We start from the raw sequence: 17339 nt of genomic DNA, 5'->3' as shown, positions 1-17339 counted from the left end.
CCATGAAACACCTTTTTTTCCTCCTCCTCTCCTTCTCCACTTTCGCGCAGGACATCCATTTCAACTCCATTCTGGTGGACACGCACAATGACTGTTTGACAGCGTGTATTGAGAAGAATGTATCCTTAGATAAGGATTTAACCGGCATTAATCACTCGGATTTAGCGCGATTTAAAAAGGGCGGGGTGGATTACCAGCTGTTTTCGATTTGGTGCGATGGAGAGAAAGCGAATCCATATGCTTGGGCGATGCGGGAGATGGACAGTTTATATGCCGTGGCAGCAAGAAATCCAGATAAGGTGGTGATTGCCAAAACCTGGAAAGACATCCAGCGCGCCTTGAAAGAGCAAAAATTAGTCGCTCAGTTCGGAGTTGAAGGTGGCCACATGATTGATAGTGATTTACAGAAATTAGAGACTTTTTATAACCGAGGAGTGCGGTATATGACACTTACTTGGAACAATTCTCCGGGCTGGGCTAGTTCGCATGCGGATGAGAAGAATCCGGAATACAAGGGACATAAAGGCTTGACGGATTTTGGCAAAACGGTGGTCAAAAAAATGAACCAACTGGGTATGATTGTCGATGTGTCACATGTGGGGGAAACGACGTTTTGGGATGTGATTAACACGACGACAAAACCGATTATTGCCTCTCATAGTAATGCGTATAGCATTTGTCCTGTTTCAAGAAATCTGAAAGACGAGCAAATTATCGCTATCGGGAAGAATGGCGGAGTGATCCATTTAAACTTCTTTTCTGGTTTTGTGGATGTGGATTTCTTCAAAAAAGATGCCGCATTCCGCAAAAACCACGCCGCTGAAATCGACTCCTTAATTAAGTCAGGCATGCAAACGGAATATGCTTTCACTGCCATCTCTGACAAGTACCCTAGTGAAAGCGATGCCATCAAACCTGATCTAGAACAATTGATGAAGCATTTCGACCACATAGTTAAACTCATCGGAGTGGATCACGTGGGTTTGGGATCTGATTTCGATGGAATTAATTCTGCTCCTAAGCAATTAAAAACGGTGTTAGATTATCCTCTTTTCTCTCAGGCTTTAATCGCCAGAGGTTATTCAAACAAGGATATTAGCAAGGTATTAGGAGGTAATTTCCTACGCGTTTACAAGGCAAATAACTAAGTTTATTTGTGCCGAAACCAGCAATCAGTTCGGTCATTTTCATAGGCTTTGAAAACCGTATTCACGGGAGCACCGTGGTGTAAATTCTCGTTAAATCGAGTTCGCGCTAGGTAATTGAAGGCTCCCATGTCACCCGTATAGGCCGTTTTATTGTTGTGATTGTAGTTCTCATGCAAGGAACACAGCTGCTGCAAGAAATCAAAAAACAGAGGGAAATGTCCTCCGAAAACGCCGCAATTTAACAGGGCCTCGGAAGCAAATCGTTCCTCATAGGCGGCATAATCTGCCATTTGCCCACGCAAATGCTCTGCATGTGCTAGCATCCACTCATTGTTCAATGTTTTGGGCTCATCCCCGCAGAAAAGGGAATCTGGATTAGCGGTATACAGTGGATGAATGAAAGGGTTTTGGGCCAACGTCACATCTGAAACATCCGTTACAAATACGCCCTGAACCTGCGTAAGCTTAGCTAGGTAATCGAGGTACACGAAATAGCGGTAGACGTTTGGATTGAATGCTGGATTATAGGTAATGCGCTCAAAAGAGATGTGCTCATTTTGAAACGTCGAACAGGTCTCATCTGAAAAATTATTGTGAAATATAACGCCTTTTAGCTTCGCTGAGGACACCGATTCTGCCCATTCCCTCACGAGTTCATAGGAATCATCCGCTAACGTCATATTCCGATTCACATCATACACTCCCGTAATGTGGCACGCTAAAACAAGATGTCGCATGCTTAATTAGCGTTCAGAAGGAGTTCTTGCTTCAGTAAGGCGCAAGTACTGTTGGGATTATTGCGGTAGTAGATGTAGGATCTTTGGAATACTTTCTTCGTTTTAAATTCAATCTCAGCACGCTCAAAGAAAGCTGAATCTGCTGCAAAACCACCTTTAAAGTCGATGCTCTTGAACACTTTTTGATGGCCAAATAAGGTCCCAAAAAGCACCGCATCATCCAAATGTATCGGTTTACTTAGATCGTTTTTATCCGGAACATAATAATCTTCCACCGTGTCCACCACGGTCTCCGCGGTAGAACAGATCAAATCGACATTTTCAATCTCCTTCAAACAGGTGCTCAAATGATAGGGCTTGTACTCATCATCACTATCTAAAATGGTGATAAATTCCCCCACACTATTTAACACACCGCGATTAATGGATTCGGCCTGTCCGCGATTGCGGTGCCTGATGTACACGATTTTCTCCTCGTAGGCTTCCACATATTCTAACAAGGCCTTACGGTCATTTTCCGTACTACCATCATCAATGATGATCAACTCGAAATCCTGAAAATCTTGCTGTAAAACAGAATCAATGGCTCTTTTGGTTAATTGAAAGTCCGTATTATAGACGGCCATCAATACCGATATTTTAACATTCTTAGGCATGATCTGCTAATAAGTTCCACCAATATAGGCTTTGCAGGAGCAAATTTAGTCAAATAATAGGTAGTAATTGTGAACTAATTATTAATTAAAATGGTGGGACACAGAGCCCCACCATAACTATTTAATTCCCTGATAAGATAGGCTAATTAATGGAGACACGGCTTAGATAATCGATTCGAATGATTGTACGCAACTTGCTCGCTTTTTTATTTAATTCAGTCAATTTCGCGTTACCCTTTCTTTTAGCATTACGCTCTTCTTGATTTGTATAATATTCTAACCGAGATTTATCAGGCAAAAGCAACATAAAGGTATTGTTAGGATACCCATCGACAGCTCGATAAACAATATAATTATAGGATAATCCAAGTGCTTTGTCTTCTTGATTCGATTGCTCAATTAATTTTTCATATTCAGTAATTTTGTCAAAAGGCACTGTAAACAAGTGGACTTTACGAAAATCATAATTTTCTATTTTAAAATCAGACATTATCGTGGTTATGTTAGTTTCTTGTACCCAAAGAGAACGCTGAATAGCCATCGAACGATTGGCTGTATTTTCATCCGTTACAGTTTTAAGCTCAATTGCTTGTTTGTCTGAAAGAACGGAACGTTGGCCTACATATTTTCCTACATTTTCCTCTCCTTTAAGATAAACCATAGAATATGTTCTACCAGTTTCAGAGGTATGTGCCGTCATGTTGTAGGTAATTCCTTTCGTGGCATTTAACCACCAATTACGTACGGCAGAATAATTTTTCTTGTAAATATCAGTATCATTAACTCGACTTTCATTCATTAAAAAATACGATTTTTCTGCGGTTTGGGCTAATAAACTTAATGCGCAAAAAAGAATTGCGAGAGTACATGTAAACTTTTTCATGGGGTTGATTTTTTAGGTTAAAATAGATACCTACAAGATTTACAAATACGAAATAAAATGAAAAGATAACAATCTAAAATTTGTCTTGAATTCCATTGAAAATGTCCATTTTTAGAGCAAAATCAACTTGAATGACACATTTCTTTCAAATAAAAACTTGGATTTACCCCTACGTATTTTTTGAAAGCCGTATAAAAAGTGGATCGATTTGCGAACCCACTTTGATAAATATAAGTCTCCAAAGTATATTGATCGAAGAATTCGCGCTGCAAAAGAAAATGATGAATTCGCAACCGATTAATATATTCTGCGAAGGAAATTCCATAATACATTTTTATCTGCTTAGACAATTTTGCGGAAGGCATATTCACTAATTTAGCCATGGTGGCAAGGTCAAAATCAGGTGATAAATACGCTTGATCCGTTTTCATTTTTTCATCAAATGCAATAGCTTCATTATCTAATGCCATAGCAACAAGCAACTCAGGTTGAATTTCAAAGATGCTTGGTATCTCCTTTTCTTTGGGCAGAATACAACCATCCATATTTTCCTGCACATTAGGCGTCGTAATAAAATAGGTAAAAAGCGAAATCCCGATAGCGCATTTAATTAATTGAGAGGGAGGATCGAACGAATTATTTAGAAATAAATTAATGTATTGATAGAATTGAAGTAGAAAATAAATGGTTACCGCCCCGCTCAGTAAATTCAACCAATTGATCGACTGCTTATTTATATGTACATAGGATGTTCCCATTTTATGTTTCGTCTGCCAAATCAAAAACAAAGTAATCACCCCATAAACGATACCAAACAAAATAGAAGCTGGTTGTACAAATCCGGCAGGAATCCATCCCATTGGAGTAGAAATGAAGTACTTGTTTTGGAAATAATAATTATCTAAAATGGTCGTCTTTTCGGTAGCTGATAAAAACAAATCAGGCATAACCCCAATAGTCATTATTACTGGAAAGACGAAATGTAAATAGTGCTTAGCTTTTACTTTTTTCGAAGGTATAAGCATCTGACGTACATACCAATAAAGAACCACAGGTAAGAAAATCCGAATAATATTAGGTGTTCTTAGAATAAAGAGCATCTGGTAAATATGCTTCGAGGTTAAGGCATAAATGTAAAACTCTAAAAATACCAACGAAAATATAATCCAACCTAGCAAATACACTTGAGGGATACGCGGAAAACGAACTAGTAGATAACAAATAAATAATACACCTATTCCACTTGTTAAAAAAGATAAATAGGGGACGAAATCGAACATAGACTTTTGGTTAACTTCTGAATTGTAGACAAAAATTAGTTAAAAATGGACAAAATACAAGTTAAATAAACGCTTGAAATCAAGTAAAAGATGAAAATTTGAATTTCACCTTAAACATGATTAACCCATGAAAAAACTAATTCTAATTTCTGCCCTGTGTTTAATTGACCTTGCTGCATTTGCACAGGCCGCAACAGCTAATTTTCAGTATTACAAAGTAAAAACTGGCCAGCGAGCAGCCTTCAATGAAGCCCTAAAAAATCATGTGGCCAAATTCCGAAAAGCGGGCACTCCCCTAGCTTGGAATGTTTTCAATTTAACCGGAGGAAGCCATCACAATGAAGTGCTTGCCATTTACAACCGAGGACTTTCTTGGGAACAACGTGATGCACTAAGCGCAACCACAGCAAACTCTGAAGCAGCAAGCGACTTCTACTTAAAAGTTTCCCCCTTTTTAGAGGGAGTAACGGGTGGCGAAATCATAACTTACAGAGCTGAATACAGCAATAGTCCCATGAAAGAGGTTACAGATAAAGTGCGTTCTAATTTTCTTACCATACGTTATGCACCAGCCCAAGAGTTTTGGGATGTAATAAAACGCTTACCAAAGGTTTGGGATAAAGCAGGCATGAAAATCGCTACTTACACAACCTCTGGACAAAACCGCTTAGTTTTCTCTCGCCGATTCCCGAATGGTTGGAAAGAATTAGACGAACTTTCTACCTTAAAAACAGCCTATGATGAGGTCTATGGAAAAGGGGCTTATGAAAAAGATATGGCTATCATGCGAACGTATGTAGTTGAAAATGAAACTTCGTATATGACATTGCAACCTGATTTATCCTCTAAATAATTCTTCCAAAGGCCCCGATAACGGGGCCTTTTTTGTTCCTTTTTCCGTTTCTGGAACAAGTGCCACATTGATTTTTCAAGTAATCCACTTATGTTTAAGAAAAAAAAACGATGAACAAACTATTACTAATTTTCTTGTCGATTTTCGCCCTTACTTCCTGCACAAAAAGTGGAGAAATGGCGGATAACTACTTTTCTTACCCTGACAGCCTGGAAGCTGGTGGAGTGAAAATGATTCCTATCACCACACCTGCGGGAAATTTCAAGGTGTGGACGAAGCGTTTTGGCACTAATCCTAAAATCAAAATCCTCTTATTACATGGTGGTCCTGCGATGACGCATGAATACATGGAATGTTTTGAGACTTTCTTCCAAAGAGAGGGCTTCGAATTCTACGAATACGATCAACTGGGTTCTTATTACAGTGATCAACCGACGGATTCGACGCTTTGGAAAACAGAGCGATTCGTTGAGGAAGTAGAACAAGTGCGCAAGGCCATCGGTGCAGATTCGTCTAACTTTTATATCATCGGAAATTCGTGGGGTGGCATTTTAGGCATGGAATATGCACTGAAATACCAGAAGAACATGAAGGGACTTTTGGTCTCGAACATGGTAGCGAGTGCTCCAGAATATGGAAAATATGCGGAGGAGGTATTAGCCAAACAAATGGATCCTAAAGTCCTAGCGGAGGTGAGAGCTTTAGAAGCGAAGAAGGATTTTGGAAATCCTCGTTATATGGAATTATTGATTCCTCACTTCTACCACGAACACTTATGTCGCTTGAAAGAGTGGCCTGAAGCTGTTAATCGTTCGATGAAACATGCAAATGGCTCCATTTATGTCCAAATGCAAGGACCAAGTGAATTTGGAATTAGCGGACTATTAGCGACTTGGGATATCAAAAACCGTTTAAAAGAGATCGCCGTTCCCACGCTGATGATCGGCGCAAAATACGACACGATGGACCCCAAAGCGATGGAAGAACAAAGTAAATTAGTCCAAAAGGGTTCCTATCTATACTGTCCAAACGGTAGCCATTTAGCGATGTGGGATGACCAAAAAGTCTACATGAACGGGGTTATTTCGTTCATCAAGAAGGTGAATGGGGAATAATCTCCCTAAATCAAAAGGAGGCCATCTCAAAAGGGGTGGCCTTTTTTTATCAAAATTTAGCTACCATTGACTCCTTATCTAACTTTAAAACTAAATACATCAGAAGTAACTGAAATAGCAGGATCCTTAGTAATGACAGACCAGAAATATAATTTGCCAGACTTAAGTCCAATTTCAACTTGGGGCACCTTTAAATCAACAAGAGTTGATGGAGGTTTCTGTTTGCCATCAATCGTATCAATTCTAATTTCATAAAGCAAAGCATCCTTATCGGGGTCCTCTGAGTACCATTCCAATTTAACTTTACCTAAATCATTTAAACTAATTGTGGAACCAGGTATTGGGAAAATTGCTTTCGCCGCTGTTGGTGAACGATTAGAAATACCATCACCGGACAGATAAAATTTCCATAAAGGGGAAACACTTGATTTAGCACTTGAGCTAAAAGCAGTAATATTCCAAGTATATGCTTGCCCTCTTGTTAAAATCACTTTTGTAGTCAATCCTGTTAAATCTGAAACATCTATGACTTTACCATTAACCGAACTATTGACGACCAGTTGATATTTTTTAGCATTTTCAGTGGCATTCCAAGAAAACTCAATTTCAGCTTTATCTGCAGAAACAATTCCTACTTCACAATCTTTGTTATTTTCAGGCAATTTTAAACTAACCTTTCCTGGCTCTAGTAAGGGCGCAACAACGGGTGGTGGGACAACCGGTTCTTCTTTTGAACAAGCTATTAATCCAAACATTAGAGCTAGCATACAACTGAATTTTCCCATGATTTAAACTTTAATAATTTTACTACTCGACTGAACTGTTTTGCCATTTAAGGAGATTAAATAGACTCCACTCTCATAAGAACTCAAATCAAATTTAACGATCCGATCATACGGAATAATCTTCTGAGACTGATGAACAATTGTACCTGATAAAGTATTAATCAACAATTCAACTGATTCATCAGACCCATTTATAAAAACATTCACAGGACCAGTAGTAGGATTAGGGAAAACGGTGCACTCTTCAGAAACAAAAATCTCCCTAAAAAAAACGCCCTGACATTCTTTGTTCGTAGAAACTCGAATTTTATTTAACCCCTTCATTAACTTCAAATCCAATTCCGATTCTTTCGTTTCAAACTTATTCTCATTAAATGTCACTTGATACATTTCTGATCCTCCTAAATTAACTTTTAAGCTTTCTGTAAGATTATCCACTTTTACAATGGCATTTAGAGCTGGAGGTTCCGCTATTTTAAATGAATAGCATCGTTCATAATTATTTATTCCATCTACTTTGATGCAGATTTGATAAGTGCCATTTCCTAGATTCCCAATTATGTGAGAATAGTTGTTTTGGGCGTTTAATTTCCCTACCATATCAGCCCCTACATGAATGCTATAACTATTATTCGTGTTTTTTGTGCTTATGACAACTGATCCATTTTTTTGACCAACACAAGAAGCTGAGTTTACTGTGACACTAAAGGTTTCTGGTGGAAGAGAGAATACTTCACAACCATTTGTATCAACCATCGCACCTGCAACTGTATTTAAGCATTTATCATACTTATCTAAAATTCCATCACCATCGTTGTCATCATATTCTTTTGTGATACTTATTTGCCCATATTCTTTAAACAACACCTTCTTTTGTACAGCAGAATCTCCCCCAAGCCATTGTTCAATGATGGATGCATAAATTTGTCGGTAATCAAATTCAGCTTCTAGATTATCATTGGAAGTAGCAAGAGGATTTATTTTAGGGTTTATACCCGCTACTTTCGGATTTAATTTATTGCCAAAAATCATCATGGGCCACGCCGCTCCATGGTCAGTTCCTCCTGAACCCCTTGAAACTATTCGTCTTCCAAATTCCGAAAACACCACAATCATAACTCTATCAGAATCTTTAGTTTCATCCAAACTCTTCATGAGAGGAATGATGCAATCATTTAACGTCTTTAATAATTTTGCATGCATACCTAAAGTATGATCTGAGGCAAGCACTTGATTGTCATGTGTATCAAATCCACCAAGACCCGTATGGTAAATTCTAGTATTTAACCCTCCCCTAATGAGCCTGCTTAATCTATAAAATTGCCCCCCCAAGTCTCCATCAGGAAATTTTATTTTGTGATTACCCAATTGATATGCTTTTTTTAGCTGAACTCCATAGCGGTTTGCTTGACTTGTAATTTGTTGTATGTAGCTCAGTTTATCACCGGAAAAAGTATTGGGATATTTATTATTAAGACTGGTATTGATTTCATTGAATGAATCTGGTGCACCACCTAGGTAACCAGGAAATGAATTTGTACCTGTAAACATTAACGGCATTCCAGCGGTAAGCTCAACTGCTAAAGGGTCAGGAAATAAATCGTTCGGGTATTTTTCTGGGTAATCCGGATGCAATGTTTCGCATAGTCTTCCAGCCCATCCGGAAGGGACAAAATCACTAAAGCCAGATCCTGATTGAATGATGTCCGATGATCTAAAATGAGATAAATCTGGATTAGCATACCCGACATTTTGAATGATTTTCATTCTTTTTTCATCAGACAGAATTTTCAGATCGGCTAAACTAGGGTGCAGCGCTAAATCATTTTTTCCTAATGCAATTAATTTGTTCTCAGGAATAATAACATGTGGACGCACTTTAGTAAGTGTGGCGTATTGATCCATAGGGACAATTGTGTTTAACCCGTCATTCCCCCCAGACAATTCAATAAATACAACGATGTTATCGGTATTTAAGGTATTGTTAAGAACAGAGTAATTCCTTTTTTCATCCAAGAAATTAAAATTTGAATGAATGGAACTCACAGCCAAGGCGTGAGAAATATTATGGATAAATTCTCTCCTTTTCATTAGTAGATATGAATTTCATTTAGCATTAAAATCTGATTTAAGATGTGCATAACCCTCACGTAGACCGTATTGTAATTATCCTTTTGAGGATTAGCCATATACTCCTTTATGGCTGTTGTCCAATAATAATCAGGGAATCCATCCGTTAAAATAGATTTCTTAATTTTCAAAAAAGTACTCTCAGGTAATGGATCTTTCAAAAATCTTCCTGACAATTCATTGATAAATGAATTAATATTTTCAGGCTCTTTACTATTTTTTAGGAGACTATACAAGTTTACCCTAAGGGATTCATAATCTGAAAACCCTCTTCCTGAACCTGCGATCTGATCAATTTGCCCTTTCTTTTGAGTTATGCTGTCTGAATTAATCCAAATTAAATCATAAACTGGTTCTTGATAATAGGCCGCCCAGCCAGCCACATTGGGAGCGGCTAATAACATCATCCCTTGTGAATTTAAAAAGTGATATCTTAACCAATCTCCTAAAGCTATCGAAGCCTTATAGTCATAAGCAAAGAACTTGGGCGAAAAAGTATTTTTATCTTCAATAAATTGAGTACCAGTAAATTGACTATTATTTTTGCGAACGATATCTCCGCTTATAATATCTAATTCTTTAAAAATAGAAAAAGCATAATCATAAGGGGATTTTATCATTGATCCTTGAAATTCTTCGGCAAAAAAGAATTCACTTTGCAATAGGACCTTCAACGTCTCAGACAAATTGAAACCATTAGTTCTCATGATTTTAGCAAGTGGTCGAATGATTTCAGCCTCCACGAAATCCGTTAAAACGGGGTAAACAAAAAACTGAACAAGGCGACGAGACAGATAAATGGCTGATTCTTCCGTCGCAAAAATCATATTTAAAAAATCCGTTAATTCTTCTTTCCCTTCCTGTCCTGTCCGTCCTTTAATCACCGTATTAGAATAGAAAGCAGAAAAAACCTTGTCTCCAGAATCATGATTGTCAGGAGAAAACCTACCTGCAGGCAAATAACCTTCTTTAAATACTTCCTCTCGTTCATCATAATACCACCCGCAAAGTAACCTAGCGGCTTCCCTAACATCTTTTTCTGTAAATTTCGAAAAAGGTCTTTTCCCTACTGTAAATAGCTCCTGCACTTCACGCGCATAATTCTCATCAGGCGCCTCTTTTTTACTAAACTGAAGGTTAAGGTAATCTAACATCAAGGGAGATATTGTTAAATCATATATAAATTCTTTATAATTTTTATTTGTGCCCTCATACAACATCTTGATGTAATGGTAATTGTATTTGTAATTACCAAAGAGACTGATAGGGGTCAAATTGTGTTGAAATAAAAACAATTTCCAGTCAATTGAGGTAGGCTGATGGTACATCTCAGAATGAACCCAAGTGTACAAGGCCTGAATTCTTTCACCACCAACAACTTCATTTACATTTCCATTATCAGCATTAGTAGGTTTTGAAATAAAAAACTCCTTGGGCCCCACATCTTTAGATTTGTATTTTTTTTCATATTCCTCCGCACTAAAATCATGATAGTAATCATTTACAGGTTGAGTAATCGGGTGATGTGTGAAAATCAAACTAATAGCCTTATCTAAAGTTAATCCATCTAAATCTTTCAAGTGACGACTAGAGTTTCCAACCAAAGTACGGTTTAACAAATGTCTTTTCTGGTTTACGCCAAATTCCCCTTCGTATTTTTTTAATGTTTTTTTTACCTCAATCGTCTTCTGCCTTGATTTTAACAATGCATCCATATCAAAATTATCCTTCTTGAAAGACTCATAGGCGTCATAGACGTTAGAGAGCTTCTTGCCTTTGTCTGAGGTTGTATTTTCCATCGAAATTTGAGTGATCGTAATTTTATTAAACAAATTAATTGGACCGATCTAGCCTTGCACTAAAAATTTGATTAATTGCGTTATAATAACGTGATAAACAATTATTATGGGGTCCAAATCGTTTAATTAGCTACTTTTACAATTAATCCCTGTGTTCCAGATGAACAAACTATTCTTATTTATTTGCGTTATAACCTTCCTGCTCATTTCTGAGAAGGGAATGGCTGAATCGAGAAATATCGATTGGATGGCAGATTATCGGACTAAGCTCAGAAAAAGAATCAATCTAGATGAATTAAGCTTTGAAGCAGAAATAAAGACAAATGAATGGGGTAAACTAGGGCTCATTTCAATCCAGCCCTCAGAACTAAAAGATTTATTATTAAAATACTCCAATGTAGACGCATTTCCAGGCCCGCGTCAAACTATACGTTTTGTAGTACAAGGAACGGGGTTGATTTATGAATTCGACGAAAATGAGAAACGCTTAACTCGCATTGATAAAACCACCCATAGCGGTTATAATTTCAGCTCACATCGCTTTTATCGAAATAACATTTTGTACTCTATTGGCGGGGAAGGCTTTTGGTCCTACAATCGCCGAATTACCTATTTTGACGAAAAAGCTAGCAAAGAGTGGGAGATTCTACGACCTAAAAATGAAGGTCCAGAGGTGATTTCTGATGGATACCAGGGGTATTCAAAAAAGGCCGATGCTTTTTTTTCAGGTGGTTCTTTAAAAAAGAACTTCCTCGAAAACGAAGAAATCATTACTCTATCAGACCTATTTAAATTCGATTTTAAATCGAAGTCTTGGGTGAATATGGGAAAAATCAATTTTCCTAAATCGAATAATGCCCTTAGAACTATTTTCTGGAATGGGATTCACTTTGTCCAATTAGAGCGGGATAGAGTGTATTTCTTAAATCCTTTGGCAAATACCATCCACGTCTACTCAGACAACACATCTTACTTCGAGGAAGCGGGGAACCATTATATTTCGAATGATACCGTCCTATATTACAATCCACAAAACAAGGGAAATCTCCGTTTCATCGCAGTTGATAATTTGTTAAAGAAATCAAAATACGTAGGTGAATTTTACCGTGATTCAACTACCACATTTCCTAATTATGCATACCTCTTCATTCTAGGTATTCTTATTGCGATAATTTTTCTCATTCGAAAAAAACGAAAAAAATCATTCAAATTAGACGATGTAGAAACTAAACTCCTGACTCATTTAGTACAAGCAAAAGAGTACAGCATTAGCACATTAGACCTAAACGAATTATTAGATTGCTCCACTAAATCACAGGAAAATCAAAGACGCATTCGGTATGTGATTTTGAATCAACTGAATCAAAAATTGGAGGCTCATTTGAATATTAAAAATTCGATAGATCGATCCCCATCAGAGGAAGATAAACGCATATTCAATTACCATCTTAAACCAGGAATAGAGGGCAAGATTCAATCCTTGGTCAAGCTTTAAATTTCGATTATCTCCAAAAATACAGGGCATCTAATCGCCGATACTTTTTACCCAAGTACCGTAAAATCTCTGAATGGACTAATTCTGGCTCTTCAAAAGGGGAGATATGCGTAGCATCAGGTACTATATAAAGAGAAGCCCGAGGAAGATTCTTGTACAAGGTAATTGTATGATCGATTGTGAACATATCATGATCTCCAGCCATCACTAAAAATGGTACCTGAATGGAATTTAATTGAACCAAGCTGATGTTGGGATTATTAAATGCATTATCCGCCACTTTCTTTTTAGAGGCCGCAATCTTAGTTTTATCTGGAGCCAAACGCTCATAAGTAGAAAAATACTTTGCAAGCGGCTTTCGGGTTTTGGCAAATAGGAGATCTGTGGAATTCATTTTCCAAGTCGTATCCATTGTCAATGCTACTCCCTTCGATTCCCCTAAAAAATTAGCCCCCATGATGACCGCTTTATCCATTTTCTCAGGATGAATCAAGGCTAATTCCAACGCAATATCTCCCCCATCGCTCCAGCCTACGAATTTAGCTTTCTTAATATGTAATAAATCCATCAAGCCATTGACATCAAGCGCCATTTGCGCATAGGTTAATTCTTTCGCATCACTATCAGTGGTTCTGCCTTGGGAGCGAGAATCGACCGCAAAGACTTGGTATTTTTTTGAGAATGCAGCAATCATTCCTCCCATTGTTTCAATAGAGCCATAGCCGCCATGCAAGAGAATCAAGGGCTCCCCTTTACCATAGGTTTCATAGTACATGGAGATGTCACCTACTTGGATGCGTTTGCCCACAGCTGGATTTGAACCATACCGAATCTGCGCGTGTGCGACCGCAGCCCAACAAACTAAAATCGAAAAAATGAATGCTTTCATATTTATTTGATTAAACTTTTCATGACCCAAGACTTAAAATCCGTCCGAATTTTTATTGGCGAAGTAGATGGACGTTGATACAAAACCATGGCGATCATCTCATGTGACGGATCAATGAAGAATATTGGACCCGTAGCACCACTCCAATAGATGGTCCCCGCTGGCCTTGGGTCATTACCAATATCCTTCCGTTTAATCGCATAGCCAAACGTAAAGCCATTATTCTTCAAATCATCTGTTGGCGTAATCGCCGCCTCTAAATTCAACGGCGTTTGATCTGTTTTCATCATCGCTATCGTTGACGGTTTCGCGATACGAACCCCATTTAATTCCCCATCTTGAAGGATCATTTGGCTAAATTTAAAATAATCAATTGCCGTTGAGTTTAATCCACCTGAGCCCGAATAATACGTTTTTGAGCCCCTAATACGTATACTCTTTTCAGATCCAGGATCAATCAATGCCAATCCCCCTTTTCCATCTGGCTGATAATACGAAGTGAACCTCGGCGCGTCCTTTGGCTCCAAGAAAAAATGCGTATCCTTCATCCCCAAGGGATCTAAAATTCTTTTCTGCACAAAATCTTGGAAAGGCATCCCACTAATAACTTCTACTATACGACCCGCAACCAATAGACCAGGGCCGTAAATCCAACCCTCACCCGGCTCATGGCTTAAAGGTAATTTGGCTAATTTCTTCACATAATTTTCAATGTCACTTGAATAGGCGTTTTTGGTAATCGCCGCATAAGCCTCGGGCATATTGCCACCATAAGCACTCGGCTGGCCTGTTGTATGTGTCAATACATGACGAATCAACATCGGTTTTGTCGCCGCGCGCGTTTTATACAGCCACATGCCATCCACACTATCTTTTGATAGCATGATTTGTTGGGTCGCGAACTCTGGCAAGTACTTACTCACGGAATCATTCGGTTTACATTTACCGTCTTCCATTAATAGCAAGAGAGCTAGCGTAGCTATGGGTTTAGTCATGGATGCCAAACGAAAAATGGCGTCTTTTTGCATCGGGATATGCGTTTCCATTTGCGATTCACCTTGGGCCTCAAAATGAACAATTTTACCCTTGCGTGCAATTAAAGTAACTGCGCCAGCTATCTCTTTTTGTTGGATACTTTTGGAGACCTCATTTTGGAAATCATCCAATACTTTTTGATCAAATCCCAAGGCTTTGACTTCGTTTTTGGAAATTTGATTCAATAATTCAAAATTTTGCGCAAGCGTGAGCTGTACACAAAAAAGTAAAAGAAAAATTAGATGTAAGATTTTCATAGGGTAAATTAGTTTGTAGATAAATGTGGATGTGCTCCAAAAAAGGTTTTGATTTTTTTCAAATGATTTTGAGATTCAATATGCCTAGCTTTTGCATCGCACATTTATGCATTTAATATTTCATCAAGATGATTTTCACCTCAGCAGGCTATCTTTTATATACTTACAAGTTGACTAAAACGGATAAAATACGAAGGGAAAAGCCCAAGAAATTTGTCTAGAAATCAACTATTCTTGTCCAAAAAAAACAATTCAATTAGCCATTTCCTTCAAATAAAAACTAGGGTTCACCCCCACATATTTTTTGAAAGCCGCATAGAAAGTGGACCGATTCGAAAATCCACTTTGGTACATGTAGGTCTCTAAGGTAAATTGGTCAAAAAATGACCGCTGTTCCAAAAAATGATGAATACGCAAACGATTGAGGAATTCGACAAAGGACATCCCATAATATTTCTTAATCAACTTAGGTAATTTGGACATGGGTATTTCCAATTCTTTTGCCATGGCCGACAAATCATATTCGGCTGATAAATAGGCTTTCGATGCTTTAACTTGCTTGTCTAAATTCATCGCAACTTGATCCACTTTAAACTCAGGAATTAAATGCGGGTAGATCTCTTGAATCGACGGGAAGGATTTCCCCTTTGGCAGAATACAGCCATCCATATTTTCCTGTACGTTCGGTGTTGTAATAAAGTAGGTAAATAACATAATACCTATCACACATTTTATTAATTGCGATGGTGGATCAAAAGAATTATTGATGAATAAATTGAGATATTGGTACAGTTGCAATACAAAATATAGGGTAACTGCCGTACTCAACATATTCAGCCACACCAATGATTGTCTGTTAATAAATACATAATCAGCCCCTTGCCTTTTTTTCGTCAAAGAAATCAAAACCAACGTTGCAATTCCATATACAATCCCCACCAAAATAGACACGGGCTGGACAAAACCCGCCGGAATCCAACCCATGGACCTCGTAATAAAGTATTTGTTCTGCACATAATAATGATTGAGGATGTCAGTCTTCTCTGCTGTCGACAAAAACAAATCGGGCATTACACCGATCGTCAACATAATTGGAAATACCAAATGCAGGTAATGCAAACCTTTTAATTGGTTATAGGGCAACAACATACCACGCACGTGAAGAAAAAGGGCAACGGGCAAAAAAACCCGAATGATGTTCGGAGTCCTCAGAATAAAAAGCATGTGATAGATATGCTTAGAGGTCAATGCATAAATATAAAACTCAAGAAAAACGACAGCGAAGATGATGTAAATCAGACCATAAACTTTTGGGAATTTTCCGAAACGCACCAACAAATAAAAAATAAAAAAGAGCCCTATGCCACTTGTCAAAAACGATAAATAGGGCACAAAATCAAACATTAAATGATCGCTTCGTTAGACATGTGTTGAAAATTAGACAAATTTTTCAAAAAACAAGACAAAGCATGGCTAAAAAAAATACGGGTCAGGAATTCTTTGGCCTAATTTTCAGATACAAATCATTTAACCCCAATTCATATGAAAAAATTACTTATCCTCTCGATTTTTTGCTTGCTTACCACAATGATTTTCGGCCAAGCAAATACAGCTAATTTCCAATATTATAAAGTAAAACCTGGTCACCGCGGCGCATTCAATGAGGCCCTTAAAAACCACACGACCAAATTCCGCAAAGTAGGCACTCCCTACGCATGGGCCATTTTCAATCTCGTGGGTGGAAGTCACCATGGGGAAGTCATGTCCTTGTACAATATAGGTACTTCTTGGGCTAAACGTGACGAATTAGGGGCAACACCCACAAACACGGAAGCTGCTGATGATTTCTACCTGAAGGTTTCTCCACACATCGAAAGCGTTACAGGCGGTGAAATCATCTCCTACCAAGCTGATTATAGTAACTCAAATCCAAGTGAACGATCAGCAAAAATTCGTTCAAGTATCTTAACATTGAAATATGCGCCGGCTACTGAGTTTTGGGATGTAATAAAACGCTTACCAAAAGCCTGGGACAAAGCAGGAATCAAAATCGCAACTTATCAAACCTCTGGTGCTGCGCGCCTCATTTTCTCTCGCCGCTTCCCGAACGGTTGGAAAGAAATGGATGAACCATCCAAACTAAAAGCATCCTACGAGGAAATCTATGGCAAAGGATCTTATGACCGCGACATCGCTATTATGCGTAATTACATCGTGGAAAACGAATCCGTTTATATGACACTTCAGCCTGATTTGTCTTCGAAATAAAAGATAATT

Annotated in this window: 15 protein-coding genes; 5 read left to right on the top strand and 10 right to left on the bottom strand. The window is 38.1% G+C overall.

Annotated features, from left to right (window positions below):
- The first annotated feature begins 2 nt into the window (after positions 1 to 2).
- Complete coding sequence (locus SKC35_RS10570) at positions 3 to 1148, top strand: dipeptidase (RefSeq protein WP_377979336.1); 1146 nt, start codon at positions 3 to 5, stop codon at positions 1146 to 1148.
- 2 nt (positions 1149 to 1150) lie between these two features.
- Here SKC35_RS10570 and SKC35_RS10565 read toward each other — a convergent pair whose 3' ends face one another.
- From SKC35_RS10565 to SKC35_RS10550, 4 genes are all read right to left on the bottom strand, one after another.
- Positions 1151 to 1885, bottom strand: a complete 735-nt coding sequence (locus tag SKC35_RS10565) for a hypothetical protein (RefSeq protein ID WP_377979335.1) — start codon at positions 1883 to 1885, stop codon at positions 1151 to 1153.
- Positions 1886 to 1887: 2 nt separating this feature from the next.
- The gene (locus SKC35_RS10560; RefSeq protein WP_377979334.1) at positions 1888 to 2541 is read right to left on the bottom strand and encodes a glycosyltransferase family 2 protein; all 654 of its coding nucleotides are present in this window, start codon (positions 2539 to 2541) and stop codon (positions 1888 to 1890) included.
- Between the two features lie 142 nt (positions 2542 to 2683).
- Entirely contained in the window at positions 2684 to 3424 is a 741-nt protein-coding gene (locus SKC35_RS10555; protein ID WP_377979333.1) for a hypothetical protein, read from the bottom strand.
- A gap of 122 nt (positions 3425 to 3546) precedes the next feature.
- Positions 3547 to 4704 carry a helix-turn-helix domain-containing protein gene (locus SKC35_RS10550; RefSeq protein ID WP_377979332.1) on the bottom strand — a complete coding sequence of 386 codons (1158 nt, stop codon included), beginning with the start codon at positions 4702 to 4704 and terminating at the stop codon, positions 3547 to 3549.
- A 127-nt stretch (positions 4705 to 4831) separates the two neighbouring features.
- Between SKC35_RS10550 and SKC35_RS10545 the strand changes: the two genes are divergently transcribed.
- Together SKC35_RS10545 and SKC35_RS10540 are read left to right on the top strand one after the other, a co-directional pair.
- The gene (locus SKC35_RS10545) at positions 4832 to 5557 is read left to right on the top strand and encodes a hypothetical protein (RefSeq protein ID WP_377979331.1); all 726 of its coding nucleotides are present in this window, start codon (positions 4832 to 4834) and stop codon (positions 5555 to 5557) included.
- Positions 5558 to 5667: 110 nt separating this feature from the next.
- Positions 5668 to 6672, top strand: a complete 1005-nt coding sequence (locus SKC35_RS10540; RefSeq protein ID WP_377979330.1) for a proline iminopeptidase-family hydrolase — start codon at positions 5668 to 5670, stop codon at positions 6670 to 6672.
- A gap of 74 nt (positions 6673 to 6746) precedes the next feature.
- On the opposite strand, the gene SKC35_RS10535 is transcribed toward SKC35_RS10540, so the two are convergent.
- The 3 genes from SKC35_RS10535 to SKC35_RS10525 are packed head-to-tail and all read right to left on the bottom strand — an operon-like array spanning position 6747 to position 11386.
- Positions 6747 to 7457 carry a hypothetical protein gene (locus SKC35_RS10535; RefSeq protein WP_377979329.1) on the bottom strand — a complete coding sequence of 237 codons (711 nt, stop codon included), beginning with the start codon at positions 7455 to 7457 and terminating at the stop codon, positions 6747 to 6749.
- Positions 7458 to 7460: 3 nt separating this feature from the next.
- Positions 7461 to 9548, bottom strand: a complete 2088-nt coding sequence (locus SKC35_RS10530; protein WP_377979328.1) for a DUF1501 domain-containing protein — start codon at positions 9546 to 9548, stop codon at positions 7461 to 7463.
- Positions 9548 to 11386, bottom strand: coding sequence for a DUF1800 family protein (locus SKC35_RS10525; protein ID WP_377979327.1), 1839 nt, complete (start codon positions 11384 to 11386; stop codon positions 9548 to 9550). The genes SKC35_RS10530 and SKC35_RS10525 overlap by 1 nt, the downstream gene beginning before the upstream one ends.
- Before the next feature lie 160 nt (positions 11387 to 11546).
- Between SKC35_RS10525 and SKC35_RS10520 the strand changes: the two genes are divergently transcribed.
- On the top strand, positions 11547 to 12881 hold the full coding sequence (locus SKC35_RS10520) for a hypothetical protein (protein ID WP_377979326.1): 1335 nt from the start codon (positions 11547 to 11549) through the stop codon (positions 12879 to 12881).
- A gap of 7 nt (positions 12882 to 12888) precedes the next feature.
- On the opposite strand, the gene SKC35_RS10515 is transcribed toward SKC35_RS10520, so the two are convergent.
- The 3 genes from SKC35_RS10515 to SKC35_RS10505 all read right to left on the bottom strand — a co-directional run bounded on the left by SKC35_RS10515 (position 12889) and on the right by SKC35_RS10505 (position 16286).
- Positions 12889 to 13770, bottom strand: a complete 882-nt coding sequence (locus SKC35_RS10515; protein ID WP_377979325.1) for an alpha/beta fold hydrolase — start codon at positions 13768 to 13770, stop codon at positions 12889 to 12891.
- Positions 13771 to 13772: 2 nt separating this feature from the next.
- Positions 13773 to 14990: a serine hydrolase domain-containing protein gene (locus tag SKC35_RS10510; protein ID WP_377979324.1), complete on the bottom strand. Its 1218-nt coding sequence runs from the start codon at positions 14988 to 14990 to the stop codon at positions 13773 to 13775.
- Between the two features lie 324 nt (positions 14991 to 15314).
- Complete coding sequence (locus tag SKC35_RS10505; protein ID WP_377979323.1) at positions 15315 to 16286, bottom strand: helix-turn-helix domain-containing protein; 972 nt, start codon at positions 16284 to 16286, stop codon at positions 15315 to 15317.
- 318 nt (positions 16287 to 16604) lie between these two features.
- Between SKC35_RS10505 and SKC35_RS10500 the strand changes: the two genes are divergently transcribed.
- Positions 16605 to 17330 (top strand): hypothetical protein, encoded by a 726-nt coding sequence (locus SKC35_RS10500; RefSeq protein ID WP_377979322.1) that lies wholly within the window; start codon positions 16605 to 16607, stop codon positions 17328 to 17330.
- Positions 17331 to 17339 lie beyond the last annotated feature (9 nt).

The sequence above is a fragment of the Aquirufa originis genome, assembly GCF_042714495.1.
GTDB classification, from domain to species: domain Bacteria; phylum Bacteroidota; class Bacteroidia; order Cytophagales; family Spirosomataceae; genus Aquirufa; species Aquirufa originis.
This window is presented reverse-complemented; position numbering and strand designations above follow the sequence as displayed.

Coding starts and splice junctions, on each gene's coding strand:
- SKC35_RS10545 (WP_377979331.1), top strand. CDS start 4,832: ATGAAAAAACTAATTCTAATTTCTGCCCTGTGTTTAATTGACCTTGCT.
- SKC35_RS10570 (WP_377979336.1), top strand. CDS start 3: ATGAAACACCTTTTTTTCCTCCTCCTCTCCTTCTCCACTTTCGCGCAG.
- SKC35_RS10550 (WP_377979332.1), bottom strand. CDS start 4,704: ATGTTCGATTTCGTCCCCTATTTATCTTTTTTAACAAGTGGAATAGGT.
- SKC35_RS10505 (WP_377979323.1), bottom strand. CDS start 16,286: ATGCTTTTTATTCTGAGGACTCCGAACATCATTCGGGTTTTTTTGCCC.
- SKC35_RS10560 (WP_377979334.1), bottom strand. CDS start 2,541: ATGCCTAAGAATGTTAAAATATCGGTATTGATGGCCGTCTATAATACG.
- SKC35_RS10565 (WP_377979335.1), bottom strand. CDS start 1,885: ATGCGACATCTTGTTTTAGCGTGCCACATTACGGGAGTGTATGATGTG.
- SKC35_RS10515 (WP_377979325.1), bottom strand. CDS start 13,770: ATGAAAGCATTCATTTTTTCGATTTTAGTTTGTTGGGCTGCGGTCGCA.
- SKC35_RS10525 (WP_377979327.1), bottom strand. CDS start 11,386: ATGGAAAATACAACCTCAGACAAAGGCAAGAAGCTCTCTAACGTCTAT.
- SKC35_RS10535 (WP_377979329.1), bottom strand. CDS start 7,457: ATGGGAAAATTCAGTTGTATGCTAGCTCTAATGTTTGGATTAATAGCT.
- SKC35_RS10555 (WP_377979333.1), bottom strand. CDS start 3,424: ATGAAAAAGTTTACATGTACTCTCGCAATTCTTTTTTGCGCATTAAGT.
- SKC35_RS10530 (WP_377979328.1), bottom strand. CDS start 9,548: ATGAAAAGGAGAGAATTTATCCATAATATTTCTCACGCCTTGGCTGTG.
- SKC35_RS10520 (WP_377979326.1), top strand. CDS start 11,547: ATGAACAAACTATTCTTATTTATTTGCGTTATAACCTTCCTGCTCATT.
- SKC35_RS10540 (WP_377979330.1), top strand. CDS start 5,668: ATGAACAAACTATTACTAATTTTCTTGTCGATTTTCGCCCTTACTTCC.
- SKC35_RS10500 (WP_377979322.1), top strand. CDS start 16,605: ATGAAAAAATTACTTATCCTCTCGATTTTTTGCTTGCTTACCACAATG.